The organism is Streptomyces sp. W16 (genome assembly GCF_033194735.1).
In the GTDB taxonomy this organism is placed as follows: Bacteria; Actinomycetota; Actinomycetes; order Streptomycetales; family Streptomycetaceae; genus Streptomyces.
In genome coordinates this window covers 1-19,990 of the sequence record NZ_JAWOAI010000148.1, presented here as the reverse complement: position 1 = coordinate 19,990, position 19,990 = coordinate 1, and the positions used below count along the sequence as shown (strand labels likewise).

Sequence of the window (19,990 nt, the reverse complement as noted above, 5' to 3'; positions counted from 1 at the left end):
CGCCGTACCGCTGCGCGGGCTCACCGCCGACACCCTGTCCGCCGCACTCGTACGGGCCACCCGCGACCCCGCCTGCGCCGAGCGCGCACAGGCCCTCGGCGCCCGGGTGCGTGCCGAGGACGGTACGGCTCCCGTGCTCGCCGCCCTCGACGAACTGACCTAGCGCTGCTGTCGTGCCACAGCCTCGGCGGTGACCGGCGTGAAGAAGTTGACGAGGTTGCCGTCGGGGTCGCGGAAGAGGAGGGAGCGGTTGCCCCACGGCATCGTCGTCGGCTTCTGGACGATCTCGCAGTCGAAGGACGCCAGGCGCTCGAATTCGGCGTCGACATCCGCCACGCGGAACTCGGTGATCACCGAGCGGTTGGCGGCGGGTTGTGCGGAACCCGTGCCGAACAGTGCCACGGTGCGGGTGCTCGCGACCGCCAACGTGCAGGCGGGGGTGGCGAGTTCAGCGAAGTCGGGGGTCGACCAGGTGGCCGGGACACCGGTGACCTGTTCGTAGAACCCGACGAGACGGGCGACGTCGTCGGTGATGACACGGATCGAGACGAAGTTCATGGCGGCTTCCTGTCAGAGATCGTGTGCGGTGCCGGATGAAGCGGCGTCTCCCACGCTAGGACCGATACCGGACAGCTTCCGCCCGCTATCCGAGGCAGACTTTCCGGGTGACCACATCGACCGCGCGCGTGCTGGCCCTGCTGGAAATCCTCCAGGGAGGCGGCCTCCGCACCGTCCCCGACCTGGCAGCGCGGCTCGGTGTCGACGAACGCACGGTCCGCCGCTACGTCGGCCACCTGCTGGAACTGGGCGTGCCGGTCGACTCGGTACGCGGTCGCTACGGCGGCTATCGGCTCGCTCCCGGCTATCGGATGCCCCCGCTGATGCTCACGGACGAGGAGGCCCTCGCCGTGGTGCTCGGTCTGCTGGCCGGCCGGAAGGCAGGGCTCGTCACCACGTCCGCCGCGGCGAGCGAGAGCGCCACGGCGAAACTGCTGCGGGTACTGCCCGCCACCCTGCGCCGACGGCTCGACGCACTGCTCGACACCGCCGACTTCACCGCGCGACCGCGCGCCGCCACCGCACCGGAGACGGAGGTACTGCTCGAACTCGCCGAGGCCGCACTCCATCGGCGGCCGGTGGCGATCGGCTACACCGACCGGAAGGGCCGCGCAAGCGACCGTACGGTCCTGCCGTACGGTCTCGTGGCGCATGCCGGGCGCTGGTATCTGACCGGCGCCGACCCGGCCGACGGTGAGGTCCGCACCTTCCGCCTGGACCGCGTCACCGCACTGCGCGTGCGCTCCGGCTCGTTCGACGTACCGGCGGAGTTCGACCCGGCGGCAACAGTGCTGGACAGCCTCGCGCGCACGCCGTGGACGCATGACGTGTCACTGCGGATCCGGGGCAGTGTGCAGCACATCCGCGGGCATCTCCCGGCCGAGATCGCCACCGTGACCACGCCCGACGAGGGCGCCGACTGGGTTCACGTCCGGATCCGGGCCGAGCGGCTGGACTGGATTCCGCCCGTCCTCGCCGCCCTCGACCGCCCGTTCGTCATCGAACGCCCCACCGCCCTGCGCGATCTCGTACGCGCGCTGGCCCGCCGCCTGGACGAGTGCGCGACCGCGGAGTCGCCCTAGGGCCTGTCGTCAAATTCCCGCCTGCCTCGCGACGCCATGCACGCACTCTCGGCGCACCGGGCGCAGACCCACGTACAACCAGTACGAGGGCCTGCGCCCGGCACTCCGAGAGGACGCACCTGACGCCGCGAGGCCCGCCCTCCGGGCGGACGACGGGAATTTGACGACAGGCCCTACCCGCTCCACCCCGGCGGCTGCATGATGCCCAGCAGCTGCCGGACCAGTTCGTCGACGATCTCGTCCAGCGTGGCGTCCACCCACCCCGCGCTCCAGTCGTGGAGCAGGCCGTTCACGCTGCCGATGAAGGCCGCCGCGGCGATGCGGTAGTCGCGTCGCGCCGCCTCCCCTCGCTGGGCCGCGGCCCTCGCCTCGCCGCGGATGAGGTTGATCCAGCGGGCGCGGCGGGCCAGCCGCTGTTCCTCCAGCCGTGGGCTGACGCCGATGATCTCGACGAAGGTGATGCGGATGCGGCGCGGGTCGCCGGTGACGTTCGCGGCGTAGGCGTGGAAGATCGCGGTCGCCCGCTCGGCGAGCGGCAGGCCGTCGGCGGTGGTGAGCGCGGCCAGTACGGCTTTCTCGGCCCAGTCGTTGACCTGGAGGTGGAGCGCGGCCAGCACGTCTTCCAGGCTGCGGAACTCCTCGTAGAACTGCCGGGTGGACAGCCCCGCGGCCTCGCTGAGCGCGGCGACGGTCGTGCCGCGGTAGCCGGGGGTGTCGCCGAAGAGCTGGAGCGCGGCGTCCAGGAAGCGTCCGCGCCGCTCGGCCTGCCGCTCCTCGGCGGACTTGCCGCCGTATCGACCGGTCGGCGCCTTGAGCCTGCCCGCCACTGTCACACCTCTGTCTCGTCGGCCATCGCCCAATCTTGTCGTGTCCGCAGTCTTGCGGAGAAGAGGGCTCTTCCTTACTTTTCAGTAAGTTCATTCTGAATTCGCGCGTGTTCAGATTTCTTCACGCCACCCCGGCATCCCTCTCACCTCACAGAAGAGAGCAGTCATGCCTGCCTTCAGACCCAGGCACCTTTGCTCCATGGCCGCCGCCCTCGTCCTGACCGTAGCCGCTCCCGCGACGGCCGCCACAGCCGACTCCTCCGCCGCTCTGCGCGAGGTGCTGTTCGTGGGCAACAACTGGGACGGCACCGCGGACGTCATCAAGTCCACCGGCGACTTCGCGAAGATCGGGCAGCTCAACATCGTCCCCGACAAGGCGGCGCGGCTGGCGGAGATCAACGCCGACCCGATCAAGTGGATCTACTACACGTCCATCCACAACGAGGTCGGACAGGGACACGACCAGTACGTGGACGACATGTACTCCACGCCGGACGGCAAGTCCCTCGTCGTCTCCCGCCCCAGTTTCGCCGACGTGGTGTCGATCAACCTCGCCACCGACACCGTCAACTGGCGTTTCCCGGTGGCCGGTTACCGCGCCGACCACATGGCGGTCTCCCCCGACGGAACCCGCGTCGCGGTCTCGGCCTCGACCGCCAACAAGGTGCAGGTGCTGGACATCAACACCGGCGCCGAACTGGGCGAGTTCGCCACCGGCGACAAGCCGCACGAGAACTTCTTCACCAACGGCGGCAAGTACATCTGGAACATGGCGATCGGCGAGGTCACCACCGCCCTCGACGATCCGGTCTGGGACTGGACCAAGGGCGACCGGCACATCACCGTCGTCGACGCCACCACGTTCAAGCAGGTCAAGATCATCGACATGCGGGACCGGCTGGACGCGATCGGCCTCACGAACTTCTCGGACGCGGTCCGCCCCGCCGCATTCAGTCCGGACTGGTCCAAGCTGTACTTCCAGGTGTCGTTCTTCAACGGCTTCCTGGAGTACGACGTCGCCACCGACAAGATCACCCGCGTGAAGACGCTCCCGGCGAATCCCGCGACCAGCACCGACCGCACCACCTGGCTGCTCGACTCGCGTCATCACGGCATCTCGATGAACCCCGAGGGCACAAAGCTGTGCGTCGCCGGGACGATGGACAACTACGCGACGATCGTGGACCGGGCCACCCTGCAGGAGGGACCGCTCGTCACGGCGTCCACGCCGTACTGGGCGACCGTGAGCGGTGACGGCAAGGACTGCGTCATCTCGGAGGCCGGCGCCGACCAGGTGACGGCCATCGACTTCGCCACCGGGCAGAAGGTGCTCTCCGTTCCGGTGGGCGACCATCCGCAGCGCGTACGGCTGGGCCATGTACAGGCCGACTGGACGAGCCCGTCCGCGAGTTGAGAGAACGTCAACGGCACCGGTCCCCGCGGGGATCGGTGCCGTTGCGTTTCTCAGCTGTGCGCTGCCGCCCATGCGGCCAGTTCGGACTTGGCCGCGCTCAGCAGCGTCGAGGAGGGGCTCGACGCGCCGTTGGTGATCAGGGCGTAGTGCAGGGTTCCCGAGCCGGAGGCGGAGAGCAGGAGGCGGTGGCTTCCGGTGCCGCCCGGTTCGTTGGCGTAGCCGATCGGGGTCGATGTCGTGTACGCCGGGACCCCCGAGATCGCGCCCAGGTCGGAGACCACGGTGGTGGACGCGGCCGGGAAGGACGCCGGGAGGTGGAGTTCGGTCGGGGCGGTGGAGCTGTTGGAGCGCCACATCAGCAGGCCGTACTGGCCGGAGCCGACCAGCGAGGACACGTTCGGCAGTGTGCTGGGGACCGGGTTCCAGGTCAGGGTCGTGGAGCCGTCGCGGGAGCGGTCCTCGTAGGTGAAGGCGACCGTGGTGCCGGCGGTCGCGCTCGGGTAGATCCGGTCGAGGAGACGGGTGTCCTGACGGAGTGTCACCGTGCCGGAGTCCGTCATGTTGACGGCCGAGAGGTCCTCGTCGTTCCAGGCGTCGCCGGAGGTGAGCACCTTGTCGGGGTTGTCGTTCATCAGCTCGCTGTGGCGGCCGTTGTAGATGTCCCACTGCCACTGCGTACCGGACAGGACCGGGCCGGAGCCGGCCGGGTTGGACCACCAGGTGGAGCCCGGCAGGCGGGAGTCGAGGGCCTGGTACATCGCCTTGAGGACGGTCGGCGCCTTGCCCGCGACCGAACCGGACAGCGGATGCCCGAACTCGCTGACGATGGCGGCGGTGCCGGCCGCGGTGGCCCGGTCACGGACCGTGCCGAAGTCGGTCGAGTACTGGCCGTCGGCCGCGTTCCCCCACATCAGGATGCCGGAGATCGCCTTCTGGTCGTAGAAGTGGGTGTTGAAGACGTAACGCGAGCCGAGCGTGCCCGCGTCGAGGAGTCCGCCCTCCTGCACCTGACTGGAGATGTTGGAGTTCCAGAAGAGGTTCGGTTCGACGAGGGCGGGCTTGGCGCTCCAGCCGGCCGCGTCCATCCGCGCGCGGAACTTCACGTAGAACGGCCAGAGCAGGTTCTGCTCCCAGGTCCGGCTGGTCTGACCCGAGTCGTAGGTCCCCGCGAAGGGCTCGTTGTACGGGTCGAAGCCGACGACACCCGCGAACTCGTCGGTGCTCAGGTGCTGTTGGATGTACGTCATGGTCGACTGTGCGGTGGCGAGGAAGGAGTCCTGGAGGCCGTAGTTGTTGTGCCAGAAGTCGTACTGGGCCTCCGTCACGGCCGCGTTCTGGGTGATGTTCTGACCCCAGAAGAGGCAGATGCCGCAGTACTCCTGCGGGTAACTCCCCAGCGCCACGGCCCACTTGGGGGCGCCGTCGCCGGTGTACCAACTGCCGCTGTTGAACAGGTACTTGGAGTAGAGGTCCTGGTGGAAGTCGGGGTAGACACGGATGCCGGCGTCGAGGAACGCCTGCATCTGCGCGGTGGCGGCGGCCAGGTACGTGGTGTCGACCTGACCTCGGACGGGTTCGGCGTAAGCCCAGGAGAGCAGGAAGCGGACCGAGTTGCCGCCGCCGAGGGCGCGCAGCGCGGTCGCGGACTTCTTCGCGTCGGCGACCGAGGCGAAGGGGAGGCCGTCGTTCTCCGCCAGTTTGGTCTCACCGGAGACGTTGTAGCCGCGCAGCACGACCTGGCGGCCGTAGCTGTCGACGAAGCTGCCGTTCTGCACGGTCAGCGACGAGCCGTCGAACCAGAGGGAGTCGGTTGGGGTGGCGGCGGTGGCGGGACCAGCACCCAGCACCGACAGGAATCCGCAGAGGACAACCAGGACAACGAGCAAACGCGCCCGGACATTCGTCATGTCCACTACAGTCCGGTGGTTTCCGGACACTGTCAACACTTCTGACTCACCGGTAAGTTCGCACTCTGCAGGCTCTGTTGACACTTTTCAGGCCACCCGGCGCGTCACGTTCAGCAGGTACTCCTTCCGGTTCAGCGGGTTGTGGTCGGTGCGCGCCCGCTCCGGAACCGTCCCGTGCGTGACGGCCGCGTAGTGGTCGAAGGCGCTCTCCCACTCCCCCTCCCCTCGCGTCAGCCCCGGCAACTGGCGCTCAAGACCGTGCACTTGGGCCGCCGGGACCATCCCTTCCAGCACACAGAGCCGCCCCCGCGTCTCGGTGGTCTGCGGTACGGCGCGCACCGCGGCGAGGACCGGGAGCAGTGCGCCGAGGGTGTCGGCCGGGGCCTCGACGCGGAACCGGTGCATCGGCTCGTGGACCTGGCTCCCCGCCCGCCGCAGCGCCTCGACGAGGACGAGCGGGGTCAGCGCACGGAAGTCTGCGCCGGTGCTCGACATGCTCTTGTCGAAGCCCTGGTGTGCGTGGCTCTGCCGGGGCCAGTACCCGGAGCGCGTCATGGTGACCACGCAGTCGGTGAACCGCCAGCCGTGCAGCCCCTGTCCGAGCGTCTCGCGCACGGTGTCCTCGACGGCCTTGAAGAAGGCGTACGGCATGGCGCCCAGCTCGACTTCGAGAGCGAACCGCACACCGGAGCCGACCGGACCCGGGTCGACACGCAGGCCGACCGTGGCGAGGAACGGGTTCTCGTCCTTCTTGATGAACTCGGCCGCCGCGCCCGTGCCGACGGGCCGCTCGATGCACAGCGGGGTCGTCTCACGGAAGGTGACCCGCACCCCGAACTCGTCGGCCAGCGTGGCCTGAATGACCTCCTTCTGGACCTCGCCGTAGAGGGAGACCGCGGTCTCCTGGCGCACCTCGTCGTGGCGCAGGCCGATCAGCGGGTCCTGTTCGGCGAGTTGGGTCAGGGCCAGGTGCAGAGCCCGCCGGTCGGCGTCCGGGCCCGGGACGACGACGGTTTCGAGGGTCGGCGGCGCGAAGAAGTGCTCGTACGCCTTCCTCGCCACTCCCCCGCGCTCGGCCGCGCTCGTGCCGGGGAACCCCTGGATCGCGTCGCCGATCCTGATCTCGCCGAGGCCCCGCAGCCGACCGATCCGGCCCGCCGGGACGGAGTCGGAGCCGATGTCCGTGCCATGGTCGAAGACGCTGATCGCGGTGACCTTGCCCTCCTCGCCGTCGTCGCCGAAGGTGATCCGGTCGCGGGTGCGGAGGGTGCCGGAGAACATCCGCGCGTAAGCGACCTTCTCTCCCGCCGGACCGCGCTCGACCTTGAACACCGTGCCGGAGAGCGGGCCTTCGGGGTCGCCCTCGGCGGCGGGGAGCAGTTCCTGGATGCCGGTGATCAGCGCGTCCACGCCGGCGCCCGTGATGGCGGAGCCGAAGTAGACCGGGTGCACGAGGGCCTCGCGGGTCTGGGTGGCGAGGGCCGTGCGCAGGTGGTCGTAGGACACGGTGTTCTCGACGTAGGCGGCGAGCAGTTCGTCGTCGTGGTCGGCGAGGACGGCCGGTGCGCCCGGGTCGAGGCCCGGCCGGAAACCGGCCCCCGGAGTGCCGATGTCCTCGACCGAGCCCATCGGCACGACCGCCGCCTTGAGCCGGTCGGAGATCGCCCGCAGCAGGTCGTCGTAGCGGGCCCCGCGTCGGTCGATCTTGTTGACGAAGAGGAGTGTCGGGATGCGCAGTCGCTGGAGCGTGCGCATCAGGACGCGGGTCTGCGGCTGGACGCCCTCGACCGCCGAGACGACCAGGACGGCGCCGTCCAGCACGCCGAGCACCCGCTCCACCTCGGCGATGAAGTCCGGGTGGCCGGGGGTGTCGATGAGGTTGACGGTCACGTCGTCGATGGGGAACGAAACGACGGCGGACTTGATGGTGATGCCGCGCTGCCGCTCCAGTGCGAGCGTGTCGGTGCGGGTGCTGCCGTCGTCGACGCTGCCGATCTCGTCGATCACACCGGCCGAGTGCAGCAGCCGTTCGGTCAGGCTGGTCTTACCCGCGTCTACGTGGGCGAGGATACCGAGGTTGAGCAAGTGCACCTGGTGTCATGTCCTTAGCTGAGGGGGGCCTTCCTTCCTGGGCGGACATGAACGGTGCGCGCATCTCAGTGCTCCTCGGTCGTCGGTGACGGATACCGATCAGTGCAGCAGAGCAGCGGGGGCGACGCCAACGGATTAACGTCCGTAGCGGGACTACGGCGGTGAGAGGAGCGTGTCGTGCGGGAGATTCTCCCGGAGCTCGGTCGCTGGTACGCGGCCCGGGAACCGTTCGGCCTGGCCACCGTCGTCGCGGTCAGCCGCAGCACGCCGCGCGACCCCGGAGCGGCCATGGCCGTGGGCCCGGACGACGAGGTCCTCGGCAGTGTGTCCGGGGGCTGCGTGGAGGGGGCGGTCTTCGAACTGGCGCGGGAGGTGGTGGCGAGCGGCGAGGCGCGCCTGGAGACCTTCGGGTACAGCGACGAGGACGCCTTCGCGGTCGGGCTCACCTGCGGCGGCGAGATCACCGTGCTGGTACGGCCCGTCACGCCGGAGGCCGATCCCACGTTCGGGGCGGTGGCCCGGTCGGTCGCCGCGCACGAGCCGGTGACGGTGGCGACCGTGATCGACGGTCCGGCGCCGCGCGGAGCCACCCTCGCCGTCTGGCCCGACACGGTGGGCGGCACCCTCGGCACGACCGGTCTCGATGTGGCGGTCACCGCCGACGCGCGCGGTGAACTCGCCCTCGGGGCAACCGGGTTGCGGCACTACGGACCTCGCGGCGAGCGACGCGAGGACTCCGTCACCGTGTTTCTGCACTCCTTCGCGCCGCCGCCCCGGATGCTGGTCTTCGGCGCCATCGACTACGCGGCTGCGGTCGCCCGGATCGGTGACTTCCTCGGCTACCGGGTCACGGTGTGCGACGCCCGCCCGGTGTTCGCGACGCCCAAGCGCTTCCCGGCCGGCGTCGAGGTGATCGTGGACTGGCCGCACCGGTATCTGGCCGGCACGGACACCGACGAGCGGACGGTGATCTGCGTCCTGACCCACGACCCGAAGTTCGACGTACCGCTGCTGGAGGAGGCACTGCGCCGGCCGGCCGCGTACATCGGGGCGATGGGCAGCCGCCGCACCCACGACGACCGTATGCGGCGACTGCTCGAATCCGACCTCGGCGAGGGCGAGTTGGCCCGGCTGCGCTCACCGATCGGCCTGGACCTCGGCGCCCGCACCCCGGAGGAGGTGGCCGTCTCCGTGGCCGCCGAGATCGTCGCGCTGCGGTGGAGCGGCACGGGGATGCCGTTGACGGGGGTGGCGGGGGCGATCCACCGGGCGCCCTCCGGGTGAGCGGTGGGTCACCTCGGCGGCAGCCGGTGCAGTACGAGGTCCGTCAGCGTGCCGTCCATGACCGTCGCCGTCAGGTAGGTGCAGTGCGGCTGGCGGCGCCGGTCCGTCGGGGAGCCCGGGTTGAGCAGCCGTAGACCGGTGGGGGCCGTGGTGTCCCAGGGGATGTGGCTGTGTCCGAAGACCAGCACGTCCAGGTCCGGGAAGCGGGCCGCGCAGCGCGCCTCACGGCCCGGGGCGGGACCCGTCTCGTGCACGGTGCCGAAGCGCAGGCCGCCGAGTTCGGCGTACGCCACCTCGGGGAGCCGGGCGCGCAGTTCGGGGCCGTCGTTGTTGCCGTACACACCGACGAGCCGGCGGCTGCGGCTCTCCAGCAGGTCGAGGGTGGCGGTGTCGACCCAGTCGCCGGCGTGGAACACGACGTCGGCGCGCGGGAGTTCGGCGAGGAGCCGCGCGGGGAGTTCCTTGGCGCGCTTGGGGAGATGGGTGTCGGACATCAGGAGCAAACGCACGGGGTCAGCCTAGGCGCCGGTCGGTTTCACGGACGGCGCCGCTCCGTCACGGCTTGACGCCCACGCCGCACCACATCGGGAGGGGACCGGTCGCCGGGGTGTCTTCGGGGTCGGGACGCCAGACGGGGAGTTGGACGACACCGGGGTCGAGGATCTCCGTGCCGTCGAAGAAGCGGGTGACGTCGGCGTGCGTGCGCGGGGTGGCGCCCGCGTGTTCGGCGGCGCGTTCGTTGTAGACGCGCATCGACTCGGCGACCTCCTCGGCGCCGATGTCGGCCGCCGGGTGGGAGAGGACGAGGTGGCTGCCGGGGGCGAGCGCGTCCAGGAGGCGCCGGGTGATGGCGTATGGGTCGTCGCGGTCGGGGACGTACTGGAGGATCGCGACCAGCATCAGCCCCACCGGCCGGGAGAGGTCGAGGGTCCCGGCCGCGGCGGTGAGGATGCGGTCCACGTCGCGCAGGTCCGACTCCAGGTAGTCCGTCGCGCCTTCCCGGCTGCTGACGAGGAGCGCACGCGCGTGTGCCAGGACGATCGGGTCGTTGTCGACGTAGACGACGCGTGCCTCGGGGTCGACGCGCTGGGCCACCTCGTGGGTGTTGTCCGCGGCCGGTATGCCGGTGCCGATGTCGAGGAACTGGCGGATCCCCGCCTTGCCGCTCAGTTCGCGTACCGCCCGCCCCAGGAAGGCCCGGTTGGCGCGGACCGCGGGGACGATCTCCGGGTTGGCCGCGGCGGCCAGCTCGGCGGCCTCCTGGTCGACGGGGTAGTTGTCCTTGCCGCCCAGCCAGGCGTTGTAGACGCGGGCGGGGTGTGCCACGGACGAGTCGATCGGGGCCGTTCCGCCTGCTGAGTGCTCGTTCATCGCGATCCGCTCCCCGCTCGCCCTCGGTACCTCTGCCGGCGCACAGGGTAGTGCACTCGGAGGGATCTTCAGGGCAGACTGTTCAGTTGTAACTGGACAGTTTCCACTGCCGGTTCTACGGTGGCGCCCATGGACCAGCAGCGCTCCCCTGCACCGGCCGGCATCTCGGACTCGGCGGCCCGCTCCGCGCGGGATCTGCGGGTGGTGTTCAGCCGGCTGCGCCGCCGGATCCGCGAGGTCGCGACGGACGAGGACCTGACTCCCTCGCAGGAGTCGGCGCTCACCCTGGTCGGCAAGCACGGCGCGGCCACGGCCAGCGCGCTGGCGTCGGCCGAAGGCGTCAGGCCGCAGTCGATGGCCGCCACTCTCGCCGCCCTCGACCAGCACGGGCTGATCCGGCGCGGCCCCGACCCCGAGGACGGCCGCAGACAACTGGTCACCCTCACCGAAGCGGGGCGCGAGCGCGTCGAGGACAACCGGCAGATCCGTGAGGAGTGGCTCGCGCGCGCCTTCGAGGACCGCTACACCGAGCGGGAACGGCGGACGATCATCGACGCGCTGACACTGCTGGAACGGCTGTCGGAGCAGTGAACCGAAGCTCACCCGGACACCACCCTGCCCGGCCGTTCCCTGCGCACCCTCACTTCATCAACCACCTGAGCCCCCGTAACTCCTGAAAGGCCTCCCCCATGGCACTCACCACCCTCGACCCGCGTACCGCCCTCGTCGTGATCGACCTCCAGGGCGGCGTCGTCGGCGCCCCGACCCAGCCGTACAGCGGGCCCGAGGTCGTCGCCCGTACCGTCGAACTCGCGGACTCCTTCCGGGCCGCCGACCTTCCCGTGGTCCTGGTCCGGGTCACCTTCGCGGCCGACGGCGCCGACGCGGTCCCCGGCCGCAGTGAGCAGCAGCGGCCCAGCGGCGCGGCCCGCCCCGAGGGCTGGGACGTCATCGTCGACGAACTGGCCGGGCACCCGGCCGACATCCACGTGGTCAAGCGGAACTGGGGTGCCTTCCACGGCACCGACCTCGACGTGCAGCTGCGCCGCCGCGGTGTCACGCAGATCGTGCTGACCGGCATCGCCACCAGCATCGGCGTCGAGTCCACCGCCCGGGCGGCCCACGAGCACGGCTATCACGTGACCCTGGCCACGGACGCGATGAGCGACCTGGACCCCGTCTCGCACGCCCACAGCGTCGAGCGGATCTTCCCGCGCCTGGGCGAAACGGGAACCTCCGCCGAAATCCTGGAACTTCTGGCCAAGTCCCACGACGTGAGGTGACGTCCGTCCACGTCGGGTTAACCGTTGCCCAACACCGGCCCAATGGGCGGCATCGAGACAGACCGGGTTAGCATCAGCCCACCGCGCCGTTCCACGACTGGGGACGGGCGGCGCAAACAAGGGGGCCAGAAGCCGGATGTCGGTCAAAGTCAGTGTCGTCGTCCCTGTGTACAACCCAGGGCCTTATATCGAGGATTGCATCTCCTCTCTCCTCAGGCAGTCGCTGCCTAACGACGAGTACGAGGCGATCTTCGTCGACGACGGCTCGACGGACGGCACGCCCGCGCGGCTCGACGAGATCGCCGCCGAGCACCCCCACATGCACGTCATCCACCAGGAGGCCTCCGGCTGGTCGGGCAAGCCCCGGAACGTCGGCATCGCCGCCTCCAAGGGCGAGTTCGTCATGTTCGTCGACAACGACGACTACCTGGGCGACGAGGCCCTTGAGCGGATGTACGAGTACGGCGTGGCCAACGGCGCCGATGTCATCGTCGGCAAGATGGCCGGCAAGGGCCGCGCCGTCCCCGTGGAGCTGTTCCGCAAGAACTACCCGCACGCGTCGGTCGAGACCGCGCCGCTGATGGACAGCCTCACCCCGCACAAGATGCTCCGCCGCGCGTTCCTCGACCGCATCAACCTGCGGTTCCCGGAGGGGCGTCGCCGCCTGGAGGACCACGTCTTCGTGACGGAGGCCTACCTCGCCGCGGACAACGTCGCCGTGCTCAGCGACTACGTCTGCTACTACCACATCAAGCGTGACGACGCCTCGAACGCCGGCTTCCAGCGCTTCGACCCCGTCGGCTACTTCAAGAACCTGCGCGAGGCCCTCGACGTCGTCGAGAAGTACACCGAGCCGGGTCCGGCCCGCGACAGGATCTTCCGCCGCTGGCTGCGCGTCGAGATGATGGAGCGCCTCGGCGGCGGTCGGCTCCTGAAGGCCCCCGACGACTACCGCCGCGAACTCCTCAAGGAGATCCGCGGTGTCATGACCGAGCGCTTCGGCCCCGGTGTCGCAGCCGGTCTCGGCCCGCGGCTGCGGGTCGTCGCCGCCCTCGCCGCCGCCGACCGCTACGACGACCTCGTCGAGCTCGCCGAGTGGGAGGCCTCCCTCAAGCCGACGGCCGTCCCCGGCGAGATCGAGTGGCGGGACGGCAAGCTGCTGGTCCACTACCAGGCCGAGTTCGTCATCGACGGCAAGCCGGCGATCTTCGAGGCCAAGGGCGCCCCGGCTCCCAAGCACCCGGAGCCGAAGACCCTCGCCGAGGCGACCGCCATGCTGACGGCCGACGCCACCGCCAACTTCAAGAAGGCGACGGCCGACCTCGTCGTCCGCGAACGCACCAGCGCCGCCTCGCACTTCCAGCCCGTGCAGATCTCGCACGAGACGGTCGCCGACGGCGACGGCGTCCGCCTGGTGCTGCACGCCACGGCCACCGTCGACCCGGCCACCGCCGCGGTCGGCGCCCCGCTGGGCAGCGGCCTCTGGGACACCTACGTCCGCGTCGTCATCGGCTCCTGGAACAAGGAGTGCCGCCTCGGCCCGGTCCCGCAGCACGGCGAGAACGCCGGGCACGCCGGTGTCGTCTCCGGCCAGGTGATGCTCCCGTACTACACCGAGCCGCACGGCAACTTCTCGCTGGACGTCGACAAGGCGAGCAAGCGCCTCGGCCTCGCCGACCTCAAGCCCGAGGACTTCACGGTCACCGGCGCCCGCGTCGGCGCACTGCTCCCCTTCTACGTCCCCGCCACCACGGACGTACTGCTGCGTCTGACCCACAAGGCGTCCGGTACGACCCTGGACGTGCCCGGTGTGGTCTCCCCCGAGTCCTCCGGCGCACGCCTCGCGGCCGAGGTGCCCGCGGCGGACCTGAAGGACGCGGCGTGGAACGCCTCGGTGTGCCTGACCCCGGCCGGGACCGGCCAGCGCTTCCTCGCGCTGCCGGTGCGGCTGGCCGGTGACGCCGGCGGTGTCCGGGTGGAGGCGGCGCCGAAGGCGAAGCCCGCCGAGCCCAAGCCCGCGCCGAAGCCGGTGGCCGCCAAGCCCAAGCCGGGGCTGGCCTACCGGGTGGCGCGCAAGCTGAAGCGCGCCCTGAGCAAGTAGCACCGCACCACACACGCAAGCCATGGAGGACGGAAGAACGTGCGATCACTGGGGATTGAAGGCGCCTGGGTCCTGGAACCCAAGGTCTTCCCTGACGACCGGGGCAGTTTCCACGAGTGGTACCGCGGTGAGGAGTTCCGCGAGGCCACCGGATACGACCTGGCTCTGTCCCAGGCCAACTGCTCGGTGTCGCGGCGCGGTGTGGTGCGCGGAGTGCACTTCTCCGACGTGCCGCCGAGCCAGGCCAAGTACGTCAAGTGCGTGCGCGGCGCCGTCCTCGACGTGATCGTGGACATCCGCGTCGGCTCTCCCACGTTCGGTCAGTGGGAAGCCGTCCGGCTGGACGACGACAGCAAGCACGCCGTGTTCCTCGCGGAGGGTCTCGGTCACGCGTTCATGGCCCTGACCGACGACGCGACGGTCGTGTACCTGTGCTCGACGGGTTACTCGCCCGGGCGTGAGCACGGGATCAACCCGCTCGACCCGGCGCTGGGCATCGCCTGGCCCGAGGGCTTCGAGCCGGTGCTGTCCGACAAGGACGCCGAGGCGCCCACATTGGCAGAGGCGGAGCAGTCAGGACTTCTTCCGTCCTACGCGGACTGCTCCGCCTACTACGAGCGACTGCGGAGTGGGCAGCTCAGCGACTGACGCTGAGCTGCTCCACCGAGCGGCGCAGGGGCTCCCAGCCGCGGGACCGCTTGGTTCCGCGGTTGCGGGCCGTGGCGAGGGGACCCCAGAAGCCGGCGTTGAGCAGGGCCTCGGGCTGCACCGCGGTGGTGCGCTCCAGGATCGCTTCGGGCACTTTCTGCGGGTCCGGGACCTCGAACTCCGCGATGATCTCGTCGTACTTGTCCTTGAGGACGGTGCTGCTGGGGTCGGCGCCGAAGACCACGAGCTGACCCGTGGGCTGGGTGTCGACCAGGACCGTCACCAGGTCGGGACGGTAACGGTTGAGGACCTCGACCAGCTTGTAGACGTCACCGGTCCAGGCGTCGGTGTGCCGGTCCCGGGCCGCCTCGTCGATGCTGCGCGGCAGCATGTCGTCGAAGACGATGACGCTGGCCCAGTCCGAGTGCTTCTCCACGTTGATGAAGTCGCGCAGCGCGTACTCGAACAGGTGCATGCCGTCGATGAACGACAGGTCCAGCGTGGTGGTCTTCCACCAGCCCAACGGGCTGCGGCTGCGGGCCAGTTGACGCAGCGGGTGACGGCCGCCGCGCAGGTGCACCAGCGGGTTGTCCCGGGCGAAGAAGTCGTCACTGGTCGCCTTGGCCAGGTGGACGTCACAGCGGATCTCCGTGACCACCTTGAACGCGGGATCGATCGCAACACTGGGCACCCGGGAGAGCGTCAGGCTGCGGCCGTCGTTGACGCCGATCTCCAGGTAGTTGCGGTTCGCGGTTGACTTGTGGAGCCCCCGCAGGAACTCATGGCGTTTCACGAAGAAATCTCCTTGCGGATGTGAGGAAGTGCTTCGTGCAGGGCGGACCGCCAGTCCCTCGGCGGTTCCAGACCGACCTCCCGCCACCGCTCGTGCCCGAGGGCGCTGTAGGCGGGGCGGGGCGCGGGACGGACGAAGGCCGCGCTCGTGGTGGTGCGGACGCGCTCCGGGTCGGCGTCGATGAGCCGGAACACCTCCTGTGCGAGACCGTGCCAGCTGGTCTCGCCGGAGCTGGTCGCGTGGAACACCCCGTGCGCGCCTTCGACCTGGCCGATACGGGCGCCGAGATCGGCGATCCGTACGGCGACGTCGGCGGTCCAGGTCGGTTGTCCGTGCTGGTCGTCGACGACGTCGAGAGTGTCGCGACGTGCTTCCAGCTCGATCATCGTGCGGACGAAGTTACCCCCACAGGCTCCGTACAGCCAAGCCGTGCGGACGATCGCGCTCCCACCTGGCAGTTCCTCCAACACGGCCTGCTCGCCCGCGAGTTTGGTGCGGCCGTAGGCGGTGCGGGGTGCGGTGGGGTGGTTCTCCGGGTACGGCGTGCTGCGGGCCTCGCCGTCGAAGACGTAGTCGGTGGAGACGTGGACCAGCCGCGCGCCCGAGGCGGCGCAGGCGCGGGCGAGGAGCCGGGGCCCCTCGCCGTTGATGCGAAGGGCCCGCTCCTCGTCGGTCTCGGCGTCGTCGACGGCGGTGTACGCCGCGCAGTTCACCACCACGTCGGGGTGGTGCTCCGCGAACGCCCGGTCCACCGACGCGGGGTCGGTGATGTCCAGGGCGGTGCGGTCGAGACCGACGAACTGCTCACCGCGCCGGGCGAGTTCCTCCAGCACGTCGTGGCCGAGCATCCCGCCGGCACCGGTGACCAGCCACTTCATCAGCCGCGCTCCACCCTTGCCTTGAGCGGCTCCCACCAGGCGCGGTTGTCGCGGTACCAGGCGACGGTGTCGGCCAGGCCGCTCGCGAAGTCGTGCTGCGGCTGGTAGCCGAGCTCGTCGTGGATCTTGGACCAGTCGACGGAGTAGCGCAGGTCGTGGCCCTTGCGGTCCTCGACACGCTCGACCCGGTCCCAGCCCGCGCCGCAGGCCTCAAGCAGCAGGCCGGTAAGCTCCTTGTTGCTGAGCTCGGTGCCGCCGCCGATGTTGTAGACCTCGCCGGCCCGGCCCTTGGTGCGCACGAGCTCGATGCCCTGGCAGTGGTCCTCGACGTGCAGCCAGTCGCGGACGTTCAGGCCCTCGCCGTAGAGGGGGACCTTCTTGCCGTCGAGGAGGTTGCTGACGAACAGCGGGATGACCTTCTCGGGGAACTGGTGCGGCCCGTAGTTGTTCGAGCAGCGGGTGACGCGCACGTCCAGGCCGTGGGTGCGGTGGTAGGCCAGGGCGAGCAGGTCCGAGGACGCCTTCGACGCGGAGTACGGCGAGTTGGGCGCCAGCGGGTGGGTCTCGGGCCAGGAGCCGGTCTCGATGGAGCCGTAGACCTCGTCGGTGGAGATGTGCACGAACGGGGTGCGGTAGCGCAGGGCCGCGTCCAGCAGGACCTGGGTGCCCACCACGTTGGTGCGGACGAAGTCGGCGGCGCCGTTGATCGAGCGGTCCACGTGGGACTCGGCCGCGAAGTGGACCACCTGGTCCGCCTCGGCCATCAGCTTGTCGACCAGTTCGGCGTCGCAGATGTCGCCCTGGACGAACTCCAGGCGCGGGTGGCCTATTTCCAGGTTGTCGAGCGTGCCGGCGTACGTGAGCTTGTCCAGCACCGTGATGCGGGGCGCGTCGGGCGCGTCCGAGGCGAGGAGCATGCGGGCGTACGTGGAACCGATGAATCCGGCGGCGCCGGTGACGAGGAGATTCATGAACGGATCTGCACCTTGCTGTGGTCTCCGAGAACGAGGCGGTGGGCGCTGGGTACCCCCGGAGCGGGGGTCACTTCGACGTGCTTGCCGATGAGCGAGGACTCGATCCGGCCCACCCCGGCGATGGACGAGTCCTGCAGCACTATGGAGAACTCCAGCTCACTGTCGGTGATCTTGCAGTTCTCCGCGACCGAGGTGAACGGTCCGACGTAGGAGTCGCTCACGACGGTTCCTGACCCGATGATGACGGGGCCGACGATGCGCGAGCGCTCGATGCGCGCGCCCTCTTCGATCACCACGCGGCCGATGGTCTCGGAGACGTCGTCCACCTCGCCGTCGATGCGGCGGTCCATGCTCTCCAGGACGGTCCGGTTGACCTCAAGCATGTCGACGACGTTGCCCGTGTCCTTCCAGTAGCCGTGGATGACCGAGGAGCGCACGTCGGCGCCGTCGTCGATCAGCTGCTGGATGGCGTGGGTGATCTCCAGCTCGCCGCGCCAGGACGGCTTGATGGCGCGCACCGCGTCGTGGATGGCGGGGGTGAAGAGGTAGACACCGACCAGAGCGAGGTCGCTCTTGGGGTGCTCCGGCTTCTCCTCCAGGCCGATGACCTGGCCGGATTCGCTGAGTTCGGCGACACCGAAGGAGCGGGGGTCGGGCACGTGGGTGAGGAGGATCTGCGCGTCGGGCTTGTTGGCCTGGAAGCCTTCGACGAGGCCGGTGATGCCGCCGACGATGAAGTTGTCACCGAGGTACATCACGAAGTCGTCGTCGCCGAGGTACTCGCGCGCGATCAGTACGGCGTGGGCCAGTCCGAGGGGACGGTCCTGCGGGATGTAGGTGATCTTCAGGCCGAACTTCGACCCGTCGCCCACCGCCTCCTCGATCTCCGCCGCGGTGTCACCGACGATGATGCCGACCTCGGTGATGCCCGCGTCGGCGAGTGATTCGAGCCCGTAGAAAAGGACGGCCTTGTTGGCCACCGGGACGAGCTGTTTTGCCGATGTGTGTGTGATCGGCCTCAGGCGGGATCCAGTGCCGCCGGAGAGAACGAGAGCCTTCATCGCTTCACCTTAGCGTCATCTTTGGACGTGCATCGTTCCTCCCTATGTTCGTTTATTACGACCGGCCAACAATGAGGGGGCTATGAGGTGTCTAGTCGCCCGACGGACCGGACAAATCACCCGCCACCCGTGCCACGTCCGCCTCGACCTCGGTCCGGTCGAGGCCCTTGTCCTTCGCGTATTCGTCCGCGGCGGCCTGCATGTCACGGGCGAGATCCCGCCAGGCCCGCCAGGCGGTCTCGTAGATGTCGGTCTCGGTCTCGGTCCAGGATTCGTGGGCGGGGGCTCCCAGGGAGTCCCGCATCTCCTGGACCCGGGCGCGTGCCGCTTGGGCCGCGCGGTGCTTCTCGACCAGTTCTTCGAAGGTGTGTGCCACAAGCAGGCACCCCATCACGGCAAGGGCGCGCGACCGTCCCGACCTGCCGCTACGTGCCCGTACAGGCACCCGTGCGGCCGTCTACCGGTCGAGTGCGATCTCGGCCCACACCTGTTTGCCGCCGCTCACCGGCACCGTGCCCCAGGCCGCCGACATGGCCTCGACGAGGAGGATCCCGCGGCCTCCGGTGGCCTCCCAGCCGATGCTGGTGGGTTTGACCGGGGTACGCGGTGAGGAGTCGGCGACGGCGACGCGGAACCGCTGGTTGACGAGGGTGAGGTCGAGGCGGACCGGACCGTCGGTGTGCACCAGGGCGTTGGTGACCAGCTCGGAGACGACGAGGAGGATGGTGTCGGTCTCCTCGGTGACGCCCCAGACGCGGAGGGTGCGCTTGGTGAAGCGGCGGGCGTGCCGGGCCGCCTCCGGGACGCGCCACACCGTCCAGTTCTCCCGCCGGGGCCGGGTGGCGAGGCCGTCGTAGCGCATGAGGAGCAGTGCCACGTCGTCCTCGCGGCGGGCGTTGCCGAGCAGGGCGTCGGCGACGAGGCCGAGGTGGGCGGGGTCGGAGACGGCGAGGCCGTGGGCGAGCCGGTCGAGGCCCTCGTCGATGTCGGCCTCCTTGGACTCCACGAGGCCGTCGGTGGTGAGGGCGATGACGGTGCCGGGCTGGAGCCGCAGCGGGCTCATCGGGAAGTCGGCCTGCGTGACCACGCCGAGCGGCGGGCCGCCGTCCAGGTCGGGGATCTCGGTGCTGCCTTCCGGATGCCGCAGGACGGGCGGCAGATGACCGGCCCGCACGTACCAGGCGGAGCCCTCCTCCATGTCGACGTCCATATAGCAGCAGGTGGCGAAGAGGTCGGTCTCCAGGTCGATGAGGAGCCGGTTGGCGTGCGAGACGACGACGTCGGGCGGGTGTCCCTCGACGGCGTAGGCGCGCAGCGCGGTGCGCATCTGGCCCATGAGGGTGGCGGCGCCCGCGTTGTGGCCCTGGACGTCGCCGATGACGAGGGCGACGTGGTTGTCGGGCAGCGGGATCACGTCGTACCAGTCGCCGCCGACCTCAAGTCCGGCCGTGGTCGGCAGATAGCGGGCGACGGCGACCCCGCCGGGCAGTTTCGGCAGCCGGCGCGGGAGCAGTTGGCGTTGGAGCATGCCGACGAGTTCGTGTTCGGCGTCGAAGGCGTGGGCGCGCATCAGGGCCTGTCCGGCGAGGCCGGCGGAGGCGGTGAGCAGGGCTCGTTCGTCGGGGCCGAAGACGTGCGGGTCGTCCCAGCCGATGAGGCAGGCCCCGGACACCCGGCCGCCCGCGGACAGCGGGAGCACGGCGAGACCGCCCGGTCCA

At 70.0% G+C, this 19,990-nt stretch carries 19 protein-coding genes; 7 read left to right on the top strand and 12 right to left on the bottom strand.

From position 1 onward, the window contains the following. Window positions 1-159: 159 nt before the first annotated feature. Complete coding sequence (locus tag R6V09_RS20950) at window positions 160-558, bottom strand: VOC family protein (protein WP_317882951.1); 399 nt, start codon at window positions 556-558, stop codon at window positions 160-162. A 107-nt stretch (window positions 559-665) separates the two neighbouring features. Here R6V09_RS20950 and R6V09_RS20945 point away from each other — a divergent pair, with 107 nt between their 5' ends. Beyond that, on the top strand, window positions 666-1,640 hold the full coding sequence (locus R6V09_RS20945) for a helix-turn-helix transcriptional regulator (RefSeq protein ID WP_317882950.1): 975 nt from the start codon (window positions 666-668) through the stop codon (window positions 1,638-1,640). Window positions 1,641-1,813: 173 nt separating this feature from the next. Here the strand turns inward: R6V09_RS20945 and R6V09_RS20940 are convergent, their stop codons facing one another. Then, entirely contained in the window at window positions 1,814-2,467 is a 654-nt protein-coding gene (locus R6V09_RS20940; RefSeq protein WP_317882949.1) for a TetR/AcrR family transcriptional regulator, read from the bottom strand. Window positions 2,468-2,633: 166 nt separating this feature from the next. On the opposite strand from R6V09_RS20940, the gene R6V09_RS20935 reads away from it, so the two are divergent. After that, entirely contained in the window at window positions 2,634-3,881 is a 1,248-nt protein-coding gene (locus tag R6V09_RS20935; RefSeq protein ID WP_317882948.1) for a YncE family protein, read from the top strand. Window positions 3,882-3,931: 50 nt separating this feature from the next. Here the strand turns inward: R6V09_RS20935 and R6V09_RS20930 are convergent, their stop codons facing one another. Continuing rightward, window positions 3,932-5,788: a cellulase family glycosylhydrolase gene (locus R6V09_RS20930; protein ID WP_317882947.1), complete on the bottom strand. Its 1,857-nt coding sequence runs from the start codon at window positions 5,786-5,788 to the stop codon at window positions 3,932-3,934. Window positions 5,789-5,875: 87 nt separating this feature from the next. Beyond that, the gene (locus R6V09_RS20925) at window positions 5,876-7,879 is read right to left on the bottom strand and encodes a translation factor GTPase family protein (RefSeq protein ID WP_317882946.1); all 2,004 of its coding nucleotides are present in this window, start codon (window positions 7,877-7,879) and stop codon (window positions 5,876-5,878) included. Window positions 7,880-8,056: 177 nt separating this feature from the next. On the opposite strand from R6V09_RS20925, the gene R6V09_RS20920 reads away from it, so the two are divergent. Then, window positions 8,057-9,163 (top strand): XdhC family protein, encoded by a 1,107-nt coding sequence (locus R6V09_RS20920; protein WP_317882945.1) that lies wholly within the window; start codon window positions 8,057-8,059, stop codon window positions 9,161-9,163. Window positions 9,164-9,171: 8 nt separating this feature from the next. Here R6V09_RS20920 and R6V09_RS20915 read toward each other — a convergent pair whose 3' ends face one another. Together R6V09_RS20915 and R6V09_RS20910 are read right to left on the bottom strand one after the other, a co-directional pair. Further along, window positions 9,172-9,672: a metallophosphoesterase family protein gene (locus R6V09_RS20915; protein WP_317882944.1), complete on the bottom strand. Its 501-nt coding sequence runs from the start codon at window positions 9,670-9,672 to the stop codon at window positions 9,172-9,174. A 46-nt stretch (window positions 9,673-9,718) separates the two neighbouring features. Continuing rightward, window positions 9,719-10,534, bottom strand: a complete 816-nt coding sequence (locus R6V09_RS20910; RefSeq protein WP_317882943.1) for an SAM-dependent methyltransferase — start codon at window positions 10,532-10,534, stop codon at window positions 9,719-9,721. A gap of 129 nt (window positions 10,535-10,663) precedes the next feature. Here R6V09_RS20910 and R6V09_RS20905 point away from each other — a divergent pair, with 129 nt between their 5' ends. The 4 genes from R6V09_RS20905 to rfbC all read left to right on the top strand — a co-directional run bounded on the left by R6V09_RS20905 (window position 10,664) and on the right by rfbC (window position 14,566). Further along, entirely contained in the window at window positions 10,664-11,125 is a 462-nt protein-coding gene (locus tag R6V09_RS20905; protein ID WP_317882942.1) for a MarR family winged helix-turn-helix transcriptional regulator, read from the top strand. 98 nt (window positions 11,126-11,223) lie between these two features. Further along, the gene (locus R6V09_RS20900) at window positions 11,224-11,817 is read left to right on the top strand and encodes an isochorismatase family protein (protein WP_317882941.1); all 594 of its coding nucleotides are present in this window, start codon (window positions 11,224-11,226) and stop codon (window positions 11,815-11,817) included. A 136-nt stretch (window positions 11,818-11,953) separates the two neighbouring features. Next, on the top strand, window positions 11,954-13,918 hold the full coding sequence (locus tag R6V09_RS20895) for a glycosyltransferase family 2 protein (RefSeq protein ID WP_317882940.1): 1,965 nt from the start codon (window positions 11,954-11,956) through the stop codon (window positions 13,916-13,918). 39 nt (window positions 13,919-13,957) lie between these two features. Further along, entirely contained in the window at window positions 13,958-14,566 is a 609-nt protein-coding gene (gene rfbC / locus R6V09_RS20890; RefSeq protein WP_317882939.1) for a dTDP-4-dehydrorhamnose 3,5-epimerase, read from the top strand. Here the strand turns inward: rfbC and R6V09_RS20885 are convergent. From R6V09_RS20885 to R6V09_RS20860, 6 genes are all read right to left on the bottom strand, one after another. Further along, window positions 14,556-15,359, bottom strand: coding sequence for a class I SAM-dependent methyltransferase (locus R6V09_RS20885; RefSeq protein WP_317882938.1), 804 nt, complete (start codon window positions 15,357-15,359; stop codon window positions 14,556-14,558). The two genes, rfbC and R6V09_RS20885, sit on opposite strands and share 11 nt — an antisense overlap. Further along, window positions 15,356-16,237, bottom strand: a complete 882-nt coding sequence (rfbD, locus tag R6V09_RS20880; protein ID WP_317882937.1) for a dTDP-4-dehydrorhamnose reductase — start codon at window positions 16,235-16,237, stop codon at window positions 15,356-15,358. The genes R6V09_RS20885 and rfbD overlap by 4 nt, the downstream gene beginning before the upstream one ends. Continuing rightward, a complete protein-coding gene (rfbB, locus tag R6V09_RS20875; protein WP_317882936.1) occupies window positions 16,237-17,208 on the bottom strand; it encodes a dTDP-glucose 4,6-dehydratase in 972 nt (323 codons plus the stop codon). Before rfbB ends, rfbD begins: the two co-directional genes overlap by 1 nt. Continuing rightward, window positions 17,205-18,272, bottom strand: a complete 1,068-nt coding sequence (locus tag R6V09_RS20870) for a glucose-1-phosphate thymidylyltransferase (RefSeq protein ID WP_317882935.1) — start codon at window positions 18,270-18,272, stop codon at window positions 17,205-17,207. The genes rfbB and R6V09_RS20870 overlap by 4 nt, the downstream gene beginning before the upstream one ends. Window positions 18,273-18,363: 91 nt before the next feature. Continuing rightward, the gene (locus R6V09_RS20865) at window positions 18,364-18,648 is read right to left on the bottom strand and encodes a hypothetical protein (protein ID WP_317882934.1); all 285 of its coding nucleotides are present in this window, start codon (window positions 18,646-18,648) and stop codon (window positions 18,364-18,366) included. Window positions 18,649-18,729: 81 nt separating this feature from the next. Then, window positions 18,730-19,990 (bottom strand): ATP-binding SpoIIE family protein phosphatase (locus R6V09_RS20860; RefSeq protein ID WP_317882933.1); only part of this gene is annotated, 1,261 nt, incomplete at its 5' end.